At 50.1% G+C, this 22968-nt stretch carries 17 protein-coding genes; 7 read left to right on the forward strand and 10 right to left on the reverse strand.

Going from position 1 to position 22968, the window contains the following annotated elements; translation table 11 throughout:
- Positions 1–169 precede the first annotated feature (169 nt).
- Together HEQ50_RS10530 and HEQ50_RS10535 are read left to right on the forward strand one after the other, a co-directional pair.
- A complete protein-coding gene (locus tag HEQ50_RS10530) occupies positions 170–832 on the forward strand; it encodes a hypothetical protein (RefSeq protein ID WP_168900477.1) in 663 nt (220 codons plus the stop codon).
- Positions 817–1197, forward strand: a complete 381-nt coding sequence (locus tag HEQ50_RS10535) for a hypothetical protein (RefSeq protein ID WP_168900478.1) — start codon at positions 817–819, stop codon at positions 1195–1197. Before HEQ50_RS10530 ends, HEQ50_RS10535 begins: the two co-directional genes overlap by 16 nt.
- An 848-nt stretch (positions 1198–2045) precedes the next feature.
- On the opposite strand, the gene HEQ50_RS10540 is transcribed toward HEQ50_RS10535, so the two are convergent.
- From HEQ50_RS10540 to add, 7 genes are all read right to left on the reverse strand, one after another.
- A complete protein-coding gene (locus tag HEQ50_RS10540) occupies positions 2046–3764 on the reverse strand; it encodes a hypothetical protein (RefSeq protein ID WP_168900479.1) in 1719 nt (572 codons plus the stop codon).
- Between the two features lie 718 nt (positions 3765–4482).
- On the reverse strand, positions 4483–5298 hold the full coding sequence (locus HEQ50_RS10545; RefSeq protein WP_168900480.1) for a hypothetical protein: 816 nt from the start codon (positions 5296–5298) through the stop codon (positions 4483–4485).
- Positions 5299–5359: 61 nt separating this feature from the next.
- Positions 5360–5623 (reverse strand): hypothetical protein, encoded by a 264-nt coding sequence (locus HEQ50_RS10550; protein ID WP_168900481.1) that lies wholly within the window; start codon positions 5621–5623, stop codon positions 5360–5362.
- Positions 5624–5746: 123 nt separating this feature from the next.
- Positions 5747–5992, reverse strand: coding sequence for a Mor transcription activator family protein (locus HEQ50_RS10555; protein WP_168900482.1), 246 nt, complete (start codon positions 5990–5992; stop codon positions 5747–5749).
- A 453-nt stretch (positions 5993–6445) separates the two neighbouring features.
- Positions 6446–7300, reverse strand: coding sequence for a polysaccharide deacetylase family protein (locus HEQ50_RS10560; protein ID WP_168900483.1), 855 nt, complete (start codon positions 7298–7300; stop codon positions 6446–6448).
- 66 nt (positions 7301–7366) lie between these two features.
- Complete coding sequence (locus tag HEQ50_RS10565; RefSeq protein WP_168900484.1) at positions 7367–8191, reverse strand: site-specific integrase; 825 nt, start codon at positions 8189–8191, stop codon at positions 7367–7369.
- A 169-nt stretch (positions 8192–8360) separates the two neighbouring features.
- The gene (gene add / locus HEQ50_RS10570) at positions 8361–9401 is read right to left on the reverse strand and encodes an adenosine deaminase (protein WP_168900485.1); all 1041 of its coding nucleotides are present in this window, start codon (positions 9399–9401) and stop codon (positions 8361–8363) included.
- A gap of 422 nt (positions 9402–9823) precedes the next feature.
- Between add and HEQ50_RS10575 the strand changes: the two genes are divergently transcribed.
- Complete coding sequence (locus tag HEQ50_RS10575; protein ID WP_168900486.1) at positions 9824–11761, forward strand: acyltransferase family protein; 1938 nt, start codon at positions 9824–9826, stop codon at positions 11759–11761.
- A 270-nt stretch (positions 11762–12031) separates the two neighbouring features.
- Positions 12032–12775: a hypothetical protein gene (locus tag HEQ50_RS10580; RefSeq protein WP_168900487.1), complete on the forward strand. Its 744-nt coding sequence runs from the start codon at positions 12032–12034 to the stop codon at positions 12773–12775.
- 84 nt (positions 12776–12859) lie between these two features.
- On the opposite strand, the gene HEQ50_RS10585 is transcribed toward HEQ50_RS10580, so the two are convergent.
- A complete protein-coding gene (locus HEQ50_RS10585) occupies positions 12860–14275 on the reverse strand; it encodes an MFS transporter (protein ID WP_168900488.1) in 1416 nt (471 codons plus the stop codon).
- A 17-nt stretch (positions 14276–14292) separates the two neighbouring features.
- Positions 14293–16107 (reverse strand): beta-glucuronidase, encoded by a 1815-nt coding sequence (gene uidA / locus HEQ50_RS10590; RefSeq protein ID WP_168900489.1) that lies wholly within the window; start codon positions 16105–16107, stop codon positions 14293–14295.
- A gap of 138 nt (positions 16108–16245) precedes the next feature.
- On the opposite strand from uidA (HEQ50_RS10590), the gene HEQ50_RS10595 reads away from it, so the two are divergent.
- Entirely contained in the window at positions 16246–17322 is a 1077-nt protein-coding gene (locus HEQ50_RS10595; protein WP_168900490.1) for a helix-turn-helix transcriptional regulator, read from the forward strand.
- Between the two features lie 100 nt (positions 17323–17422).
- On the opposite strand, the gene uidA (HEQ50_RS10600) is transcribed toward HEQ50_RS10595, so the two are convergent.
- Positions 17423–19228: a beta-glucuronidase gene (gene uidA, locus HEQ50_RS10600; protein WP_168900491.1), complete on the reverse strand. Its 1806-nt coding sequence runs from the start codon at positions 19226–19228 to the stop codon at positions 17423–17425.
- 153 nt (positions 19229–19381) lie between these two features.
- Between uidA (HEQ50_RS10600) and HEQ50_RS10605 the strand changes: the two genes are divergently transcribed.
- Both HEQ50_RS10605 and HEQ50_RS10610 read left to right on the forward strand, forming a co-directional pair.
- Positions 19382–20461, forward strand: coding sequence for a helix-turn-helix transcriptional regulator (locus tag HEQ50_RS10605; RefSeq protein ID WP_168900492.1), 1080 nt, complete (start codon positions 19382–19384; stop codon positions 20459–20461).
- A 345-nt stretch (positions 20462–20806) separates the two neighbouring features.
- Positions 20807–22501 carry an oleate hydratase gene (locus tag HEQ50_RS10610; protein WP_168900493.1) on the forward strand — a complete coding sequence of 565 codons (1695 nt, stop codon included), beginning with the start codon at positions 20807–20809 and terminating at the stop codon, positions 22499–22501.
- The last annotated feature ends 467 nt before the right edge of the window (positions 22502–22968 follow it).

Genomic DNA, 22968 nt, shown 5'->3' on the forward strand with positions numbered 1-22968 from the left:
AAAGGAGCACGGCCTGTCTTCACTACCACTATAAAGTAATAGAGGCATAAGAGCATCCCGTCGGATAACTCTTATGCCTCTAAGCTTAGTATTTTTTGTATGCTTATTCTCGTTAACAGAGATATGGCCGATACGTATTGGCTCACTAAATTTATCGGAGTGAGCATATATGAAAAAAGTAGTCACGGGAACATCGCTGATTCTTTCTGTAGTATTATTGGGAGCAATATTTGTTGATTCAGGTGCTGATACAATAGAAGCACATGCTGATACAACCAGTGAGGCAAAAGTAAATACATCTTCTCAAGTGTCGAATGCGTATCCCAAGTTTGTTTCAGCAGACAAGGCAGATCAAATTATTGATAATTATCTGTCAACCGCTGATGCTCAACAGTTACAAGAAATTCAGAATAAGGTTGAATCGGTTGCCAAAACAACGGTTGACGGTGAGGATACCACTGTAAGTATTAGCGATGAGGCAATGCAGACTGCAATTATGAGTGTCATTGCGCCCAATACAGGTATTTTTCAAACTCGAAGTAGTAAAGGAAAAACGAAGATTGTATGGCATGGAGCTGCTAAGAAAGGCAATGTGGATATATACATCAGTTCACATATGCTAAATGTGGCTAAAAAACAAGGTTTTAATGTTTTAGCTCAGATCTGTTTGTTGCCATTGGGTGCAATACCTGGTGGTGTTGGTTTTGTGGTTCGCAGCGCATTAAAAAATGCGTTGGGTGAGATTTTAGTGAAGGCTTCTGGCAAAGGATTCGCTAAGGGACGAGTATTCCACTTTAGAGGAGCTAAATATAAATCATGGTCTTATCAATAAAAAAAATCGGTTTAGTCGGGGTCGCTATCTTAACCGCCGTATTTGGGGGCATGAATTTTCAGTATCCGTTAAAAACAAGGTTAATCATGACATTAGTGTTTACGGGTGTGAATATCTTTTCTTTTTTGTATGCGGATGCGCATTGGGCCCGGCTACGGCAGGATAGGTTTACGCAAATTCAATATTTTGTCTTGTTTGTTCTGATGGAAATTGTGCTATGGGTCTTTAGTGCGTTGGCGCCGACAACGTTAACGGGTATTCTTTCGTGGTTGTGGATTGGCGCCATTAGCATTTGTTGCTTTGGCATTTTAATGCTAATCGACATCTCTTATGAAGCCTATTTTCGAAATCCTTTCCGGAAATAAATGGCGCATCGCGTTTCCTAAAATCTCGAGTAAGGGCTTTAAATACGGACGGGTCTTTCACTTTAAAGGTGGTCACGATAAGTCATGGTCTTATCCATAAAAAGTTATGTTCTTATTTTCCTCAGCATCTTTTTGCCCTTATTTTTTGGGCTGGGTCTACGCGGGTCACTAGGGGTTAAGCTCTTGATTACAGCGGGGCTATTGGTCATGTCACTATTATTGGCTGCTTACGCCATCAAATATCCGAAGAGAATATATGGGGTTTACGCAAGCATTCTTCTGGGAATCATAGGATTGGGGACACGCCTTTTCTTTTGATCAGTATCGACGCCCTTAACCGGTTGGCTGTACGGAATTTGGTGGGTGGCAAGCGCACTCTGTTGTGGCATCGTCATGGGTTTTGCGGCTATCGTCCATGATCGGTTTATCGATTGGTGTCGCACAAAGCAGTGATCAGGCATACAGTAAGACGTAAAAACGGTGTCCCTCCCATATTGGAGAGACACCGTTTTTGAAAGACGCTGAATGTTGAAAGGTAAAACACAGCTAGAAGTCCTGGGATGCCAAGACTAGCAACGATTAGCATACGACCCGGGTCGCCGTACCTTTGCCAAACTTGGTCTGGAATGTGGTGGGCAGGATGAGAAAAATCAGAGTCCTGCCTTTCCCCCCGCTTGGAGCCTAAAGCTCACGTCCCCCTTGTCATTAACATAGCCGAAACGTGCGCCAACAGGCAACTGGTTCCGCTTAACGCTGATAGTCAAATAATCCAAAGGCGGGATTATCCGTCTATCAGCATTAATGCTCACCAGCTAACCGCCTGTTGTCACACTCTTGTCAGCGTAAGCCTACTTAAACGTCTGGTTGGTGTAAGACTCAACCGTCCCGGTCTTGGCAGCTTCGTTGACCCGACCGGTCAGTTTGACTTGGTCACCGGTCTTCATCAGAACTGCCTTTGGGTAATCGGCGGTCCCGACCGTCCAGAGGGTGTCATTGCCCTTGACCGCAAACAACACGTTTTGGTTGTCGCCGTTTGGAATGACCACGACCCGTTCCACGGTACCCTTGAGCTTAATCGTCTTGGAATTGGTGGTGGAGCTAGCCGTTGACCCGACCGTGGCGAGTTGAACCCGGTACTGGTCGAGCGCCTGGGTGGCCGTGGTAGCGTAGGCCTTTACACTCTGATCGGCGGCCTTGATGTAGGCGTAACTCCGGAAGGCCCCGGTGGAGTCGAGCAGCGAAACGACCCAGGTTGGTGTGCCATCGATGTTGTACATGATTGGCATGGTTGCTGACCATTTCTGGGCGACGTATTCCTTTTCGGCAATCTTCTTGGCACCGTCACTATCCATGACCCCGATGTTCTTCCCGGTGTAGTAGGTCAGGGTTCCCGTCCGCGCGTTAATCATGGAGTAACCCATGGTCGAGTCGGCACTGGTCTTGGGTGAGGTGAAATCGTTGAAGTAGGAAATATTGCCGTGCTTATCCACCACGGGCGTGACGCCGTCTTCGGTCCCGTTACTGTTGGGATCCTTGACGCCGGTCTTGTTGAAGTGGGCGTTGAAGTAGCCGTTGCCGTACCAACCGAAGATTTCATTCATCTCGGCGGCCGTGGAGGAAGCGATCGATTCATTGATAAACTTCGGGGCACCAGCGGCCGTGTAGAGCTGAGTATCCCCGGTCTTGGCGTTGAGGACGACCACGTGGAGACTCTTGTAGTTAATCCGACTGGAGACGCCGCGCGCCTTGTAGACGGTTTGGATGAAGTACGGTTCGCCGGAATCTTTGATTTCCAACTGCGGTTGGCCTTCCTGAACCCAGCCAGGGAACCGGTTGTAGATGACCCGTTGCGCGTCTTCAAAGAGGTAGGCGCTCGGGGTGTACTTCATGGATTGCTTGATAAAATGCGGTTCAGCGTTCACGTTGGTGGCGTCGATCATGAAGTAACCGGGTGACTGGCGCGCCCGTTGCCAGCGCCAGAAGCCGTCAAATTCAACCGGGGCAATGTAAACGGTCTTGCCCTTGACGACCTGCGTCTGTAGCGCACCCAACTTGTAGTAAGACGTGTTCGGCACAGCACTCATGGCCTTATTCATCTTGTTGCGGACGGTCTTCGGCGCAATGGCAATGGGCGTGGCGTCCTTATCCAACAGTGGTGCGGTCTTCATCGTCTTGATCTTCAAAGACTTGTAGACGGGCTTCACGCCGAACTTGGTCTGTGCGGCCCCAAACAGGCTGACTAAGAAGAGCAGGGCCAACAGACCCGCCGCCACGTTTAAGCCCTTGTTACGACTGCGTACGCGGGGATGCTTGTCGCCATTTTCGACCTCAACGTTGGGACTGCTGAGGGCCAGAAACGGCAGGTACAGCACGCCACTGATGACGTTCATGATGATTAGGCTAAAGAGCGCCTTGCTGGGGAGAATGACGAAGACGACCCCAATCGCAATGAGATAATACACAATGTAGATACCCGCCAGCAGGCGTAGATTCTGGGGACGTTGAACAATCCCCATGATCGCCATGATGAAGGCGGACAGGGTACAGAAGAAAGCAACTAGTAACATGAGATAAACCCTTTCCAATTATGTCTAGAGAAGCATCAACTTAAGACGCGAATCGTTAACCCGGCGTCTCAATGTATGTAAAAAATAATAACCTCCTCTAGTTTACCCTATTTATCCAGACGACTAAAGGGAAACCAAGGAATCGGCGAAAATAATGGTAGCGCTTTAGGTTCGGCGCAGGTGGCCGGGTTGGGCAAGTAGCGGTGAAAACAGGTAGGCCATGTCAATTTAATCGGCTGGTGGTCACGGTCGAATAGCCGGAATTGTTTTGAGCAATCAGGCCTCACAAACGCCGGCCTAGCAATAATGCAAGCAATCTTAGCGCGACAAAAATGTGGTGGGCAGTTGGTTGGTCATTATCGCCACGCTGGTCAACCTCGGCAGTTTGGCTTACCTGTAGCGGGTTGAGAAACAACTCCATCACCAGCTTGTTTGGGAACAGCGTTGGCAAGTCGATTGGCTACTGAAACTATTGAGTAGTCTGATGGTCACGGTGGTCTTGGTGGTGCGGCGACAGGAAAAGTAACCAGATGCAAAACGAGTTTGGGACAAAACGCCCAAACTCATTGGTATCTCCGAACTTATATTGTTGGAACCTGGGCCAAAAGGCAGCTGGTTCCGCTTAAAACTGATAAGCAAACAATCCAAGCCCGGGATTATTCGCTTATCAGCCTTAATGCTCATCAGCTAACCGCCTTTTGTCCCACTCTCGTCTTCATCATTTAGACTCATCATAGAAGTAGGGCAAGCTCGTATCAATACCGGGAACACTCAGCTTACCTTGCGCGCAGGTGACTTGATACACCAACGGACTAGTATAGTCAGCCGGGGAGCCTTCATAAGCGCGTAGAAGGTAGGTGTCGTGACCCAGTGGTTGGTAGTGAAGGTCGCTGTTGACCGCCCAATTGGCCTGAACCTTGCCGACCTGCCCCTTCTTAGTATAGGTCGCTCGGATCACCTTAATATCACTTTTATTGATCGTTAGCTCGACTTTGGTGTAGGGATGGTGCTTATCGGCGTGACGCCCGACATTGTAGGTATCACTGACATATAGCGGACTGGTCCACGTTCCCACAACCTTCTTGGGCGCACCGTTTAACCAAGCTTTGCCGCTATCACCAATAATATAGGTGGCATTGAGTTGGTGCGCATTGGCTTGTAAATGGTAAGCGTGTTTAGTCTCGTCAATCCAGTTAAACGTTAGTTGAAAAGGGTGACCCTTGGTGGGCGTGACCCGCATCGTATAGGTGAGGTCGCCTTGTGGTTTGAGCTGGGTCACTTTTCCTTGAACAAGCAACTTGTCTTGGCGGGTTAAGCGCCAGTGCCAGTCACCGTTGGCTTGATAAAAGCGTGATCGGGTGGGCTTACTGCCGCCACGATCGGCCGGAATTGTATGCGTGGTCGTGGCTAACAGAGTGGTCAAGGCGGCAGGTGGTGTCTTGGTCGTTGCGGCTGGTTTGGCGGATTGTTGACTGCAACCGCCTAGAAGCAAGAGAATGGTCAAAATGCCGATGATGGTTATACGTTGTTTCATATGTAAACTCCCTAAATTTTTTAGTCCCGCCTTACCGGATAAATGGGTCGAAGGAAACGAGTTAATTGTGTTGGTCACTGTGCTGGCTAATGACGCGCTTGACCCAGCGCTGAGAGTAGCCGTATTTATTGGCGAGCTCTTTAGGCGATAACTGCGGGTATTGTGATTGAATCGCGTTACTGGCGCCTTCACGATCGTAAAGCTTCATCGGTGGGTTTATCTGGGACCCACGGAACTCGTGGTAAAATTTCAGCATCGCTTCGGTTCCCAACAGATCATTTAGCTGCTTGTATAGAGACTGCAGTGCGTCCGTATCGACATCCAAGTCTTTCAGCTCCCTTATTGACGATGTATTCCAAATAGCATCGTATCAAATTCTCATGGCAGATAAAAATACCTCGTGCCAGGTAAAATTACCTGTCGCGAGGGTGCTAAGTTTGCTTTGAAATTACTGCTTGAGATAGTTACGTACGGTCCGTTCGGCCAAATCGTATTTGAGGCTAAGCTGATGAATTTTGAGACCGGTCGCAAAGTCGGCACGGACTTGCTGCTGGAGAACGTCGCGGCGGACTAAGCGTAACGGAAAGTTTACCGTACTTCCCCGAAATTCCTTAAAGACTTTCTTCGTGTTCTGCTCCCCAATAATTTCCGCTAGTTCTTGATAGATTTGTTGCCACCGTTGGCTTTCAGTCATAGGGCTAACCCACTTTCTTCATGTTTATATTTGATACCCCCAATCTTACACTTTAGGTGTAAAAGGGAGAAAGAGAATTAGCCTAAAAATAAAATTAATACGAGTGATGGTAAAGATATAGGGGGCCTTGACCGGTCGTTCATGGCTGCTTAAAAAAGTCGTCGCAATCAAAAAGGATCAGCACCAACGGCTGATCCCAAATCTCTTCGTTCGAGGCGTCATCTTACCGCTTAAACATGAAAATGCCCCGCACAATTTCCGCGCCAATTAAAACAATCATGAATGACCAGGTAACCAACGTTGCGACGCTTCCCATTTGAAAGACCTCCTCGACTTCGTGCAATTTCTAACTAACTTCATTGTACGCTGGATGCCGAGAGGACACAATAGGAACCGCTTACATTTCTATAATTAAATGCTTAAATTGAGACGATTGCTTTAAAAAATCGGGGACTAACGATTCGTGACGGCGATCAGATCGGCGAAGGTCGCCGTGGTCATGCCCGGCGTCACCCGCAGACGCGAGAGGTTGTAGCGCCCCTGTTTCATGGTGGCGAAACCCTCTTGGGTCGTCAGGGCAATCTGGTAGCCACTTTGTTTGGCCAGTCGATGGGTCGTGGCATTGGCCCGGCCCGCCGGATAACATAGCATTTTGGTATTTTGATCGAGCTGGCTATCAAGCAACTGCTTGGACTTAACCAGTTCCTGCTTCTGCTGGGTCGCCGTCAGTTCGTCGAGATTCAGGTGTTGCACCGTGTGGCTAGCGAAGTCCACGTGACCGGTGGCCTTCATTTCCTTCATTTGCGCGAGTGAGAGGTGATTCGTCTTGTGCGTAAAGCCCGTGATGACGTTAATAGTGGCGTGAAGGTTGTATTTCTCCAGAGCCGGCAACCCGTTGGTCAGGTTATCCTTGTAGGCGTCATCGAGTGTAATCCAGACGACCTTTTTCTGGGGCACGGTGTTGGTGGTCAATGCACGGATGGCCTCGGCCGTCGTGAGCGTTCGATAATGGTGCTGTTTGAGATAGGCCATTTCCGCCGTGAATTGTTTCTTAGGCACCCGTAACTGATTGCCACTGGAAATACTGTGGTACATCAGAATGGGCAACTTCAGCGGCTGCTTCAGCTTCAGCCACGGTGTTGCCTTGACCTCTTTGACCGACGTGGCTGACGCATCCTGCCGCTGAACGCGATTGTGGCGGGCCGGTCGTGCGATCGTGTTCGGTCGCGATTGCCGCCACCACACGCCACCAGCCAACAGTGCAATTAAGACCAGACAGCCCCCCAAGAGCCACCACTTTCTCTTCATCAATAATTCCCCCAGTTTGTTCGTTTGCTGTTTAGTATAGGGGGTTCAATGCCCGGAGGCACGTATTTAGTCCGCACGTTGGGCTAAACGCCGATAATAGTCGATGGAATCGGGTTCGAGGTGGAGGGCGGCAATCGCTTCACGGTCGGACATCTGGGGATGACGCCGCAGATAGTTAACTAAATAACCTTGGTACAGCACGGTGGGGCTGAGGGCAAAGCCCACGACCGCTTCATCGGGCTTCAAATACTTGTGCAGGCCCGGCAGTGTCAAGTGGGGATCGGCAGCGGCCCGTTGTTTCAGGAACCAATCGTTGGACTGGAAGCGTTGCTGCAAGGGGGCCAAGAACGCCCGTAACTCGGTTAGAAATTGTTGGGCGGCGGGGGACCAGTCGTGCGGGTCTAATTGTGCGGTGAAGTTTGGTCGTAAGAAGGCCTGGACGGGATAGCCCTGCGCGACCAGTAGGAGGGTCAGGCGGGTATACACGTGGAGGCGACCATCTGCCAACAGGCTATCGAGGTCATCGACCCAGCGATAGTTCAAGGGTTGGGCGGCCTGCTTGGGTTTACTCTTCAGATCCAGTGTGGGCAGGTAGGGCGTCCACCTGTGGGAGAAGAGAAATTTGAAATACACGTTGAGGTGGGACAACACCTTGTTGTAGGTCTGGTTTTGAATCTGGCGAGCGTCCACCAACATGGCCAGGTACTGCTCGACGTCGGGCGTCTGAAGTTGATTGACCCGGTGATCCCGTTGGTAGGTGGGATTGAAGTTTTCGAGGTACTTGAAAAAGTCCGTCAGGGTGGCGTTGTATTCATCCTGGGTCGCCTGTGCCATGGCCCGTTGCTGGAGCACCCGGTTGAAGGCATCTTGGTATGGATAAGATTGGGACATGGATCACACTTCCTTTGCTAAAAATTACGTTAACTTAGACTATTGCCTGGGACGTGATGCCCAGGCAATTTAGATGATAGGAATAGCTTGAAATGGAAACCAACAAGACCGTCCTTCCCACAGCGTCCCAAAATCTGGTGAATGGTCAGGTGGTCAGCCTTATCGTGATTTAAGCCGGCGTGGTTGTCTGCGCGGCCCGCACCTGTTGACGCAGTTGTTCTTTTTGTCCGTCGTCAATAAAGGCGGCGTCAATCGCATTTAACGTCAGGCGTTCGAGCAGTGACCAATTGAGGCCGAACTGCTTACGCAGCGTGACGAATTCATCGGTTAATGTGACGTTGGAAACAGTCCGGTCATCGGTGTTCACGGTGACCTTTAGCCCGGCACTGAGAAATTCTGAAAGGGGAAAATCGTCCCAACTCTGCACGGCCTTAGTCTGAATATTACTGGTGGGGCAGATCTCGATCGTGGCGCCAGCGGCCTTGGTCTGAGCGATTGCTGCCGGGAAACCACTCATGTGGACGCCGTGACCAATGCGTTTGGCCCCCATGGTCAGCGCCACGACTACGTTGTCCACCGGGCCAGCCTCGCCAGCGTGCAGCGTGAATGGCAAGCCCGTGGCCTGACCGGCGCGGATGGCCTCGACCAGGTCGATCGTGGGATGATTGAATTCATCGCCGGCAAAATCCAGGCCGACCACCCCTTGATCCTTGAATTCAGCGGCGGTCCGAAAGACGTCGATACATTCGTCCAGCGGCCGGTCACGCATGGCACAGATGATGGCGTTGACCGGCACACCAAATTCCTGAGTGCCGGCGTGCAGGCCCTCTAGCGTGGCCGCAATGGCCTCACGGATGGATAGTCCCTGCTGGGTAAAGATGGCGGGGGCAAACCGGGTTTCTAAGTAAATTAAGCCGTCCTGTGCGGCGGTCTGGACCATATCGTAACCAGCAATCCGTAGCTGTTCGGCGGTTTGCATGAGATCGGTGACGACCTGGAATCGCTTTAAGTAATCGATCAGACTCACGGTGTCAATGGGTGCCGATACCAATGTCCGGAGCTCCGCGTCGCTAGCTGGCAACGCGGCACCGGTCACGGCCGCCATTTTCCGTAGTGCGGGTAGCGAAATCGACCCGTCGAGGTGGCAGTGCAACTCAACTTTGGGGTATTGACGAACGGTGTCTGCGGTAAAAGGCTTAACTTGAGACATGGTAAGGTCCTCCTTTGGAATACTGGTGCTTCCGTCAATTATACCATGATAGCGCTTAACTAATCGACCACGTCACTGATATTTCAGGGATTGTCGATGCTGTAAGACTGATTTTCAATGACAATCATCAAGTTCGCCAATGATTGGCGGCTACGAACAGTAATTTAATGAATAAATGGACCCTAGGTTGACCGATTTGGCGGCATTTTTCGCAGAATTTCCGTGACGGATTGACGACAAATTTTACAATTTCAAAATTTAGGTAAAAGTCATTGTTTCTCACCAGTAAACATTATAAAATTGATTTAATTTAATGGGGGGACGGTCGCACAACACCCCTTGAAGGTTGAGTCTAAAAGTTAATGGATTCAATCATATTTTGGGGGCGCACCAGTCGCGTAAGAAAAGAAGGAGAAATTACGATGAATCATTTTAATGCGGAGTTGACGCGTATGGGGTTGCGTCAGCAGCGAATGGGCAAGCGCCGATATATTACCGGATTTGACGGTATTCGGACGCTGGCCGTTCTGGGGGTTATCATCTATCATTTGGCCCCATCAACGCTGCAAGGGGGCTATTTAGGTGTGCCCATCTTCTTCGTTGTCTCAGGCTACTTGATTACATATTTATTGATTCAAGAGTTCGATACCACGAATAAGATTGATATTTTAGGGTTTTATGCACGGCGGGTTAAACGCCTGTATCCGGCTCTGGTCGCAATGATTTTGGGAACCACGGCCTACATCACGCTATTTCAACGTAGTTTATTGGCCAACATTCGGGGGACCGTGTTGACGAACCTGATTTACGGCTACAATTGGTTCGAGATTAACCACGGGCAGTCGTATTTTGATCGCTTTGGTGGGGAGTCGCCGTTTACCCACCTCTGGTCGTTGTCCATTGAAGGGCAGTTCTATCTGGTCTGGCCGTTGGTCGTGTTGGGCTTGTTGTGGTTCGTTCAGCGCAAGTCGCGCCGGTTGGCCATTCTGCTGGCGGTCGCAGTGGCTTCGGCCATAGCGATGGCGGTCCTTTACAGCCCCAGCAATCCCAACCGGGCCTACTACGGGACCGATACGCGGATGTTTGCGATCTTGATTGGCGCGGGGATGGCCTTCGTGTGGCCGGCGCATAAATTAAAACCGGACATTGGTCGCGAGCAGCGTTGGACGTTGGACGTTCTGGGAGGCCTATCGTTGTTGGTCCTGATTTACCTGTTCTTTACCATGAGTGGTCAGGCGACGAGTACTTACCGGGGCGGGATGTTCTGGTTTACCGTGTTCTCTGGCGTTCTGGTCGGTACGGTGGCCCATCCGGGGAGCGACATGAATCGGCTGCTCTCCAACCCGCTGTTTAACTATATTGGCAAACGCAGCTATGGGATTTACCTGTACCAATTTCCGGTGATGATTTTTTACGAAGCCAAGGTTAACATTGGCAATCACCCGCTATTGAATGCGGTGGTGGAAGTGGCGTTAATCATGGTGATTACGGAACTTAGTTATCGGTGGATTGAGAATCCGATGCGGCACTACCATTATGGGCAATTGACCAGCGATGTGGTGCGCTATCTGCAGCAACCACGGGCTCATCGCTTTGTGAATACCTTTGGTGTCGTGGCAGCGTTACTCTTTGGCCTGACGGCGGTGGGCTTCGTGCAACAGCCCGCGGCGGCCAAGCCCACGGCGCTACAGAAGACGATCACGGCACGGCAGGCGGCCACGAAGAAGCAGAATGCCGCGGCGGTGAAGAAGCAAAAGGCGATGGCGGCTGCGGCTTCCAAGAAGAAGCACGATAAAGCCGTGGCCTTCTCGAAGCTGTCGAAGGCCGATCAAAAATTGGCGAAATACTACTTCTTGTCCCCCGCAGAGGTGCTCAACAGTAAGCAGACGCCACTGACGGCGATTGGCGATTCCGTGTTACTCGACGATTCTAGCGATCTACAGGCAGTCTTCCCGGGTGCTATCGTGAATGGTAAGGTGGGTCGACAAGCCGCGGACATGCGCGATATCGTGACGAGTATGGCGCAGCAGGGGCAGTTGGCCCGTAATGTTCTGATTAACATCGGGACGAACGGCTACGTGACGCCGGAACAGGCCGACGACATTATTCACGCGATTGGCCCGGATCACCAGATCTTCTGGGTGACCGCGCACGTGCCAACACGTGAATGGCAGAACTCCGTGAATAATCGGATTCACAAGACGGCGGCTAGCTATCACAACGTCCACGTGATCGATTGGTATGCGGCGGCGAAGGACCATCCCAAGTGGTTCGTCAGCGATCACGTTCATCCCAATGACCATGGGAATCGCTACTATACCTCGTTGATTGCCAAGGCCGTGGCGAAGGAAAATAAATAAGGTTGTGACCACAGCCACCATGCGTCGATGCCCCAGCGGTGTTGGTGTGTGGTGGCTGTTTAAGGCTGGTGGTCTAGTTGCGTAGTCGCCAATCCGTGCGGTAGTGCGGTGCCAATTTCCCGGGTTAGTTTCGTTAATTTACCGGTGGTTGGGATATTTTGAGTATTTTGACCGCAATTCGCAAGTTTCAATCATCCCCCCAAGCGCGACCGTGCTAAGATACACTCTGGATTCAGGAATGAATTCGAAAATTTACTGGGGGTAATGGTTATGATGAAAAAAGTTGCAATGATCGCGGCGGCTGCTGCGATGGTTTTACCATTGGGTTTGGGTGCTATTACGCCCGCTAATGACAGTGTTACCGCGTTTGCGGCAACGAAGACGGCCACTAAAAAGGTCACGCACACGTTGATTCGGGCGACGACCATCAAGAAGGCTGCCTACCACGTGAAGAGTGGCAAGCCAGCACTGTATCGGGCCGCGTTTGCCGCGGATCGCGCCAAGGTGACCATGAGTAAGAAGGGGACCTTAGCTGGCGGCAAGACGTACTACGCAACCAAGAAGATTGTCGTCAAAATCAAGGCAACCAAGACCACCAAGGCGAAGAACGTGACCTACGCGTACGTCAAAACGGCCAATGGCAAGACGGCCGGCTGGGTCGCGCTTTCCAAGCTGACGGCTGGTAAGTTTATGGCGGCCGATGGCAAGGTTGCTAATAAGGTGGCGGCTAAGACCTACACATTAGTCAGCGCCAAGACCATTAAGAAGTCGGCCTTCCACTTTAAGGCCAACCAACCAGCGATTTACACCGGTGAATTTGCGGCCGATCGGGCCAAGGTCACGCTGATTAAGAAGGGCGTTCTGCCAGAAAGCAAGACCTTCTATGCTACCAAGACCATCACGATTAAGAAAGCTAAGAAGAATGTGAAATACGATTATGTCACTTGCGGCAAGACGAAGGGCTGGGTACTGGCCTCTCAATTGACCGCGGGGAAGTTTATGGCGGCTGATTAACGATAACGTCAATAGAATAAGAAAAACGGATGGCTTGCGAGCCATCCGTTTTTTGAGCTATTTGTGAAGTTAACCGCTTACAATTTATCCTTGATTGAGCTTATTAAGATATTCAGCGTTGGCCGTTACCCGTTTTTTGTTTAAGGGGTACCACAAAATCATGATGAGTGCGCCTAGTCCCAAGCAGACGGCAGGTAAACCAACTGATAATTGATAGATATGATTAGCCACAGCCTCTGTTTGAACAGCCCCACCAGTTGTTGAAGCTTTATAACCAATAAAGGATAATAACAAACCTGAAACACCACCGGCAAGGGCTTGGGCTACCTTTCGTGAAAAAGAATTGACGCCGTAAACAACGCCATCTTCACGAATGCCATTCTCGACTTGTTCATTGTCAATAACATCGGTGATAAAGGCCCAGACCATCAAGTTAAACATGCCAATTCCTAATGAACCTAAGAAGGCTAGAATTAAGTAGACCATAATGCTATGGGTGTGAAGGAAAAAGAGAATCGTGAAGAAAACGAAGCCGAGAACTAAGAAGCTTGCCGTTGTTTCCTTGCGGCCGAAGCGCTCGTAAAGCTTCTTGGTAAAGGGGGCTAGTAAGAAGACGGCTAACGAGATGGATAGCATTGCGATTGCCATGGCACCTTTATTTTTGAAGTAGTCGTTGAAGAGGTAGGAAACCATAGATGTATAGCTGTAGAGCGCAACGCAGATTAAGATGTCAATAACTACCAAGACAATTAGTGCCCGGTCGGTCAACAGTTTTTTGAATAAAGTGCTGAGCGGAACGTTGCCATTCTTATGGGTGCGAACCCGTTCGGTAGTGAAGTGGCCTAAAATAGTATAAGCTAGAAAACCGCCAATCGCGCAGAGCGTCACGACGGTGAAGAGCCGCGTAGCAGAGATCTGTTGGGATCCTTTAGCGTACATAAACATTGGAATAAAGTAGCTCACTAGAATTGTCCCAATGGCTGAACCAATGCTTCGAAAAGTTGAGAGAGACGTTTTGTCAGCAGGATGGCTAGAAATAGAAGAAGCCATTGACCCGTAAGGAATGTTCACAGTGGAATATAAAATCCCCCAGGTAATATAAGTGATGAAGATATAGACGATCTTAACCGAGATGGATAAATGACTAACCCAGGGTAGAAATAAGAGAATTGATAGTAACAGTAAAGGATATTTCATCACCCGAATCCAAGGATGAAATCGACCGTCATGCTTCAGGTCACTATTGTCGACCAACCGGCCAACACCTAGATCGGCGAAGGCATCAATGAAACGGGCAATCAGAAATAAGATTCCCACGATGCCGGCGGAAACACCCAAAACATTCGTATAGAAAATCATAAGGAAAGTGGTTGCTGTTGAGAATGTCAGCATGTTGCCGACATCCCCAAACATATAGCCGATTTTATCTTGGGTACCAAAGGGACGTTTGACTGAGATGGTCTTGTCTTGACTTTGTGAATGTTTAACCGTATCTTCCATGTGAATTGCTCCTTCTTTTATTTTTTGTAGTTGAAGTTGGGGATGGCTTGCCAGCGATGACTGAGCCAAGTTACCGCGGCTTTGGGTTCTCGTGCGCGATTGAAGATGCCCTTACGGTTTCCTTGCACCCGACCGATGCCAACTTTGGTTTGAAAGTCTGCGAAGTTCCACAGTTGCTCGCCGACAAAATTGTCGATTTTATCGAAGACGTGGGCATTCATCTCGTAATAGGCTGTCTGATACTCTTCTGAGAAGGGCTCTTCGTAGGCACTGTGGAGACCGGGGATGGTGTCGGCTCCAAATTCGGTGAACATGATTGGTTTATCTGGATACTTGGCTTGCCAAGTGCGGAGTTCTTCTTCCTCGGCGGCCGCAGCGGCGGGCAAATCGCCGGTCTGAACATACCAACCGTAGTAACGGTTAAGCGCTAATATATCTGGGAGGTCGGCGCAAGTATCACGTTCAGGTGTGGCCATCATAATATTGACGTAGGTACAAGGTCGGGATTGCGGATCAAGTTGCTTGGCCAATTTGAATAAGGGCGCAAAGTAGTCGTGGGCACCTGAAATATAAGTGGCCGGTTCGTTCGCAATGGACCAGACGACGACACTAGCGTGATTTTTGTCACGGGCAATCATTTCTTGAATGGCTTGTTGGTGAGCGGCTTGTGTCTTGACTTCATGCCAGTAAGGATTATTTTGAGGACTGTTCGCCTTGCTAGAGACGTCAAAATTAAACCCGGGCATGAGGCCAACAGCGGGGACTTCGTCAATAACAACGATCCCTTCGCGGTCACAGAGCCGCATCATTTCTTCGGAATAGGGATAGTGTGACGTCCGGAATGAATTGGCGCCCATTTTCTTTAGCAGATTCAGGTCTAATACATTGGCGGCTTCGTTGAGTCCACGGCCGTTTATGTAGGTGTCTTCATGTTTCCCAAACCCTTTGAAGTAGAAGGGTTGTCCGTTGATCAAAAATTTCCCATCTTTGATGCTGACGGTTCGTAGGCCAATGGGTTCCGTATAGCTATCGACTAAATGATCATCTGCGTCCAGAAGGTTGACTTGTACGTGGTATAGGTAAGCCTTTAGTGGTTGCCAGAGGTGGGCATGATCGAAATGAATAGTTGTATCGCGCCCTTGACCAGTTGCCACAATGGTGTCGTGGTCATCGTAAAGCGTGATCTTGAGGCGGCCGGTTGTCTTGGTCGTTCTGAGCTTGATCGAGAGGTCGACAGTCAGTGTGGCAAGATCAATCTGTGGATCTAGGCTAATATCCTCAATACGATTCCAAGGCGTAGCTAATAGACTGACATTACGGTTTAGTCCAGCATAGTTGAAAAAATCAAAATTTTCGTCAACATGGGGAATTGTATGACCGGATGAGTCGGTCGATTCGGAGTAGTTGCCTACGGGAAGCGTTGTGTTATCGAGGAGGTTGCTGATTTTAACGGAGACACGATTCTTACCAACGTGAACGGCGGCGTTTATTGGCAACTCGAAGGGGGTAAAACCACCACGATGATGCCCAACTTCACTGCCATTCACGAAGACCCAGGCTTCATGCGTGGCTGACCCGAAGCGTAAACTGAGTTGTTGTGTGCTAAGCACTTGGGGAACGGTGAAGTCGCGTTCATACCAGAAGAAACCGTCGTGCTGACGTAACCTGGCGTTTGCCGTTTGATCGTTGAAAGAGGCGGGTACCGCCATGACTTCTGAAGTTTTTAGTGGGGTACGGGGGTCATTAGGCTGATCGAGAGACTGTTCCTGAAACTTCCAAATGCCATTGAGACTAATGACGGATCGGGTTGCCGTCGTTAATGGATATAACACTGTGAATCACTCCAATTGATTAGAAATAGTTGCAATCGCTTACAACTAAGATAATATAAGAATTAGTTAGCGTCTTAGACTATTTTTACTTAAGAGAGACAATATTGACATTCGTTTGGATTAGGGAGGATTTTTGCAATGGTGAAGGAACAAAACCAAGAGCTAGTTGTGGCATTATCGCGGATTAGTGGTGTCACGGTTCGGTTGTGTAATCAACGACTAGAGACCGTGTTTATAGCAGGGGATGAAGTGACTGTTCCCAAATTCAACAAGTTGCCGACGAGCTGCGGCGAGTGCGTGCGCGCCATTACCAGTCAGGGCGACTTCCTAGTTGTCGGATATTTTGCGGCTGACGATGTGATGGGATACCTGATTGCGGGGCCAGTCACCGTTCATAGTTGGAGCTTGGCTAAAATCTTGGTTACAGCATTGGCTGGTAACGGGCAATCGTTGGCTTTGGTTGAAGATCATGTGAAGATTGCTGATTTAGACGTTGATTTAGCCAAGATTGATAGTGACGACGATACGCGGGTGCTGAAAACCTATGGCTATCAAAATCGCCTAATGGATGCAATTACGCATGGTGATCGCGATGAAGTCAAGGATGCGCTAACTGATATGCTAAAGGAAAAGGAACGTTTCTTATCACGAATACCTAATCGGCGGTTGCGATCCGCTAAAAATATCTTATTTGTGGCGAATACAGCCTTCCGAATTGCGGCCGAGCGCGGCAATATTAGTCCAGTTGTATTGGATCGGATATCTGGTCATTATTCGGCGATGATTGAACAGTTGATTTCTTTAAAGGGTGATAGTCAGCTTGCGCTAGAGATGGCCTATGAATACTGTGATGTTGTGGCGGCGCGCAGAAATAATCAGTATAGTGTTAAAGTGAATCGGACCCTGCAATTTATTTATCGCCACTATCGCGAGAATCTTAACTTAGACGAGATTGCGCAAATGGCAAATGCAGCGCCAGCCTACCTATCACGGCGATTCAAGCAAGAGACCGGGGAGACAATTTTTGAGTTTATTAACCGCTATCGGATTCGAATGGCACAGACAGACTTGCGATATCAACCGGAGTCGGTTACGGACGTTGCTTTGGATGTTGGGTTTAATGACGTGACCTATTTTAATCGGGTATTTAAGCGGTACGTTGGTATGACGCCAGTGGCCTATTTGAGAAGTAGTGAACCCACAGTTCGAAGTTAACCTGTGTCGAACAATTGCCAAGTCACTTATTCAGCACAATACAACAAAACGACCTCATCCCGGGAAAATGGTGTGAGGTCGTTTCAGCATTACATATAGTTTATTTCTTATACCCAAAGTTCGGAATTCCATTCCACCGGTGGCTCAGCCAAATGGCTGCCGCCTTTGGCTCCCGTGACCGGGTGAAGATCCCCTTTTTATTCCCTTGAACCCGATTAATGCCGAACTTGGTCTGGAAGTCGGCGAAGTTCCAGAGCTGTTCACCCACGAAGTTGTCGATCTTGTCGAAGATTTTGGCATTCATGTCGTAGTAGTTAACTTGATATTCCTCGGAGAACGGCTCGTTGTAGGCACTGTGAACGCCGGCAACCGTGTCGGCCCCAAATTCGGTGAACATGATGGGCTTGTCCGGCCACTTCTCCTGCCAAGTCCGGAGTTCGGCTTCTTCGGCCTGTGCGGCGGCTTTCAGGTCACCCGTTTGGAGGTACCAGCCATAGTAGCGGTTCAACGTCAAAAGGTCGGCGAGGTCGGAACAGTTGTCGCGGTCCGGCGTGGACATCATGATATTGATGTAGGTGCAAGGCCGGTTCTGTGGGTCGAGGCTACGAGCCAGTTTGAATAGCGGCTCGAAGTAATCGTGAGCGCCAGGCAAGAAGGTCGCCGGTTCGTTGGCGATGGACCAGATCACCACGGACGCGTGGTTCTTGTCGCGGCCAATCATTTCTTCCAGTGCCTGCTTATGCGCGGCTTGGGTCTTGATGGTCGACCAGAAGGGGTTATCGGTGTTCTTAAAGGCACTGGACACGTCAAAGTTGAAGTCGGGCATCAGACCAACCGCAGGGACTTCATCAATGACGACGATCCCTTCGCGGTCACAGAGCCGCATCATTTCTTCGGAATAAGGGTAGTGGGACGTCCGGAACGAGTTGGCGCCCATCTTCTTTAAGAGGTTCAGATCCAAGACGTTGACGGCTTCATTCAGTCCCCGGCCGTTGACGTAAGAGTCTTCGTGTTTTCCGAATCCCTTGAAGTAGAAGGGTTCACCATTGATGAGAAATTGACCAGCCTTGATGGCAACCGTCCGAATCCCAAAGGGTTCCGTGTAGCTATCGACCACGGTGTCGCCCTCAACGATGTCGATGCGGGCCTGATATAGGTAGGCGTTGAGCGGTTGCCACAGATGGACGTTATCCAAGTGAATGGTGGCTGTTGCGCCGGTAGTCGTGGCAACGACGGTGTCCGTTTCGTCCAGTAAGGTGATCTTCACGGTTGCCGTATCCGTGGTCTGCACGTCAACCGCCACCTCGGCACTCTGGGTCGCCAAATCGACGGTTGGGGTGATGGTGACGTCCTCCACGCGGTTCCAGGGAGTTGCCAGCAGGTTAACGTTCCGGTTGAGACCGGCATAGTTGAAGAAGTCAAAGTTTTCATCGACGTGCGATACGGTGTGGCCGTCCGCATCCTTAGTTTCCGAATAGTTGCCCACGGGTAACGTGGTGTGGTCGAGCAGGTTGCTGAGTTTAACGGTCAGCCGGTTGGTCCCGGCGTGAACCTGATCGTTGATCGGCAGTTCAAATGGCGTGAAGCCGCCCTTGTGGTGACCGACCTCAGTGCCGTTGACGAAGACCCAGACTTCATGGGTGGCCGAGCCAAAGCGTAAACTTAAGCGTTGATCCATCAGTGCGGCCGGAACGGTGAAGTCGCGTTCGTACCAGAAGTAGCCACTGTGTTCACGGAGTTCGGGGTTCGCCGTTTGGTCGTTGAAGGAAGCCGGCACGGCCATGACGTCGCTAGTCTTCAGTGGGGTTTCGGCGCTGAGCGTCTCACCAGCCGCCTGCATCTTGAAGGACCAGATGCCATTGAGGCTCAGAACAGAACGGGTTGCGGTCATCAAAGGGTATAACATTAAAATCACTCCTCAAATTATTTCGATCATTATTGCAATCGCTTACAAAAAGAATAAACTAAAATTAACGATCTGGCTTTAACGATATTGTGGTTTTCAATACAATCTTGCCTTTATTTGAAATTAATTTACAAAATAGAAGGAGATGACGACATGCAGTGGGCAGAAATGAAACGGATTACCGCGGATTTAGCGCAAATCAGTGGGGTGTCCATGCGGCTGTGCGATGCCGAATTGGCGACGATTCAATTGAGTGGCGATGATGCACCGTTGCCAATCTTTCGGATGCTGCCGACGACGTCACAACAGATCGAACGGGCCATCACGGCGCAGGGGGACTTTTTAGCGCTGGGCATCTTTGCCGAACAACAATTGACCGGTTACCTGATTGCCGGGCCGTGTGCGACTGAGAGTTACCGGTTGGCCCGGATTATGGGGCACTGCCTGTTGGGCGCCGATCAGGAAGTGACGATTCACGATGACCATATTAAGGTGCCGGAGTTGGCCGTGGATTTGGCGGCAACCGATAGCGACAATGACGCCCTAGTGGTCCGGCGGTATGCGAGCCAGAATCGGCTCATGGCGGCGATTGCGCAGGGGGACACGGCGCGGTTGCCCGAGATGATTGCGGAGACTAGTAGCTTAGACGTTGAGACATTCTTCTCGCGGATCCCCAATCGGCAGCTACGCTCGGCCAAGAATATTTTGTACGTCTTCAACACCATGTGTCGGATTGCGGCCGAGCGCGGCAACATCAGTCCGGTCGTTTTAGATCGCGTTTCCAGCCACTACGCCGTTGCGATTGAGCAGATGCGTTCACTCGATTACCATCAACGGTTGGTTGATGAGATGGCAACCCAGTACTGCGAAATTGTCGCGGCTCGCCGTGACAATCACTACAGCCGCAAGGTCAATCAGGCCCTACAATTCATCTATCGTCATTACCAATCAGACCTGAGCCTGGCGGAGATTGCCCGGGCTGCCCAGGCCGCGCCGACTTACCTATCGCGGTGCTTTAAGCAGGAGACCGGCGAGACCGTTTTTGAATTTATCAATCGGTATCGGGTCCGGATGGCGCAACAATTCCTGCGGCATCGCCCCGAATCCGTGACGGATGTGGCCTTTCGCGTGGGCTTTAACAACGTGACGTACTTCAACCGCACGTTTAAACGCTATACGGGGATGACGCCGCTGGCCTATTTACGAGGGAGTACGCCCACTGTTGCCCAATAGGGGCGAGTGATGGGAGTTCGCCTAAAAACGATCGTTCTAGGCATTGGCGCTGGCGCGGGTTATGCCGAAACAGCGCCAGCGGCAAAAAAACGGGGAAAACTGGCGATAAATCATTCGGAAGTTAAGACCATGGCCACGTAAGAATTCCATGAGATTTAGGAATGGTCAGACTGTCAATTGGACAATTACAATTCCAACACGCCCTGTCACAATGGCTGGTAGATTAAGGTTTCCTTGCGTTTCTTAGAAGTTGCTAATTAGTTCATGTAAACGCTTTACAACGATTGACTAGGCAAGCATAATGGAAGGTGTAAAGGGCTCAAAGAATCTACGGAGGTGTTTTTGATGGTTAAAACAAAAGCAGTAATGATCGGTGCCGGTTTATCGAACATGGCCGCAGCGGTTTACCTGATTCAAGAAGGCCATTGGCGCGGTGAGAATATCACGTTCTACGGCGCCGATATGCACGGGGCCAACGATGGTGGCGAGACCAGCGAATTCAGCGATGAATACTGGAACAAGGCTCACCCGTTGGACAACCGTACCGGGTACGTTGCCCGTGGTGGCCGGATGTTGAATTACCGAACGTACGTTGATTTAATGGACTTACTCGACCGGATTCCATCGGCGACCGAGGATGGCATGACCGCGGCCGAAGATACCCGCGACTTCGATGCCCATCACCGGACTTATGATATTGCCCGGTTGATGGAAGGCGGCAAGGGCATCATCGACGGTGGCAAGATGGGGCTGAACAACAAGGACCGCGTCTTACTCTCGAAGTTAGTCTTGATGCCGGATGAAGAAGAAACCAAGCTGGACAATATTACGATTGCCGAATACTTCAAAGACGATCCACACATGTTCCAGACGAATTTCTGGTACATGTGGGAAACGACTTTTGCCTTTCGGATTCAAAGCTCGGTTCAAGAGTTACGCCGTTACATGCACCAAATGATTTATGAATTTACGCAAATTGAACACTTGGTTGGGGTTAACCGGACCCGCTACAACCAATTTGAAAGTATGATGCTGCCACTGATCAACTACTTAAAGGATGAAGGGGTAACCTTCATTTCCAACCGGATTGTGACGGATTGGGAGTTCGCGGACAGTGCCATGCAGGATGAAATCACGGTTACCGGCTTGCACGTTAAGAATGTGGAAGACGACACCGAAGAAGTCGTGAAGATTGACGACGACACGGCGGTTATCTTTACCAATGGGTCCATCACCGACTCGGCAACCATGGGTGATTACAACACGCCAGCGCCGGAAAACATGGAATACGGGATCAGTGCCGCGCTGTGGAAGAAGGCCACGGAACGTTTCTACAACTTAGGGACGCCGGATAAGTTCTTCGACGACCGAAAGAATTCCGAATGGGTCAGCTTCACATTGACCACGAAGAACCACCTGTTGCTGAACGAAATTACGCGGATTACCACGCAGGTTCCGGGGAACGCGTTGAACTCCTTCCTGTCAACCACGCCGATTACGCCGTTAGGCCAAAAAGACGTGAACATGTCGATTGTGGTTCATCACCAACCTCACTTTACGACCCAGAAGCCAAACGAATCCGTTATCTGGGGTTACTTCCTGTACCCACGGCGTCAAGGTGAATTTGTCCACAAGCAATACATCAAGATGACCGGTAAGGAAATGGCTCAGGAATTGATTGGACAATTGTCCAAGGTTGATCCTGGTCCGAATAACATTAAGAACCATGAAGCGGAGATTTTGGATAGTATCATTAACAACATCCCCGTTTACATGCCATACGCTTCCGCCCTGTTCAACAACCGGGCAAAGAGCGATCGGCCAGAAGTCATTCCAGCACACTCGACGAACTTGGCCTTCACGGGTGAATTCGTTGAGCAGCCTTACCAGATGATCTTCACGGAACAAAGTGCGACCCGTTCAGGTGAAATTGCGGCCTTCCACTTTGCCGGTGTACCAATGGATAATCTGGTGGATACACCACGGTATGATAAGGATCCAAAGACCTTGATGCGGGCAACCAAGAAGATGTTTAGTTAAACTTGTATGCAACATTAGCGTGTGGGCAAGAAAAGCGGGTGCGAACCCGCTTTTCTTTTGGAGAAATTTAACGGTTTAGTAAGGAATTTAAAGGTTGAAAGTTCACGAACACGCTCCAGTCCCCAGCTGGTGAGGCCTATCGCCATTAAATTAGTCATCAACGACCGCCTGCGGCCTGAGAAGCGGTCCTCCGGCTCGGTTTGAAGCCTGATAAAGACCATCAGTCTCCAAACACGTCCCGCGCTGTAAGCTGCTGAACAGCTAACACCGCTGTCACGGCTGCCTACATCTCTGACTGCCTCCGGTTACAGTGGTTGAAATCGACTAAATGTGCGATGAGATCGCTGGAATGGCAACGTTCTGCCAGCTTAATTGGATACATCTCATGTAGCCGTGAGTGAGTCAAATTTGGTCTCAGCCGTGGGATTTTTCAAGTGGTCTGCTTGAAAAATGGCGACTTTGAGACG

Origin of the sequence: Lactobacillus sp. HBUAS51381 (assembly GCF_012641095.1) — a bacterium.
Taxonomy (GTDB): domain Bacteria; phylum Bacillota; class Bacilli; order Lactobacillales; family Lactobacillaceae; genus Levilactobacillus.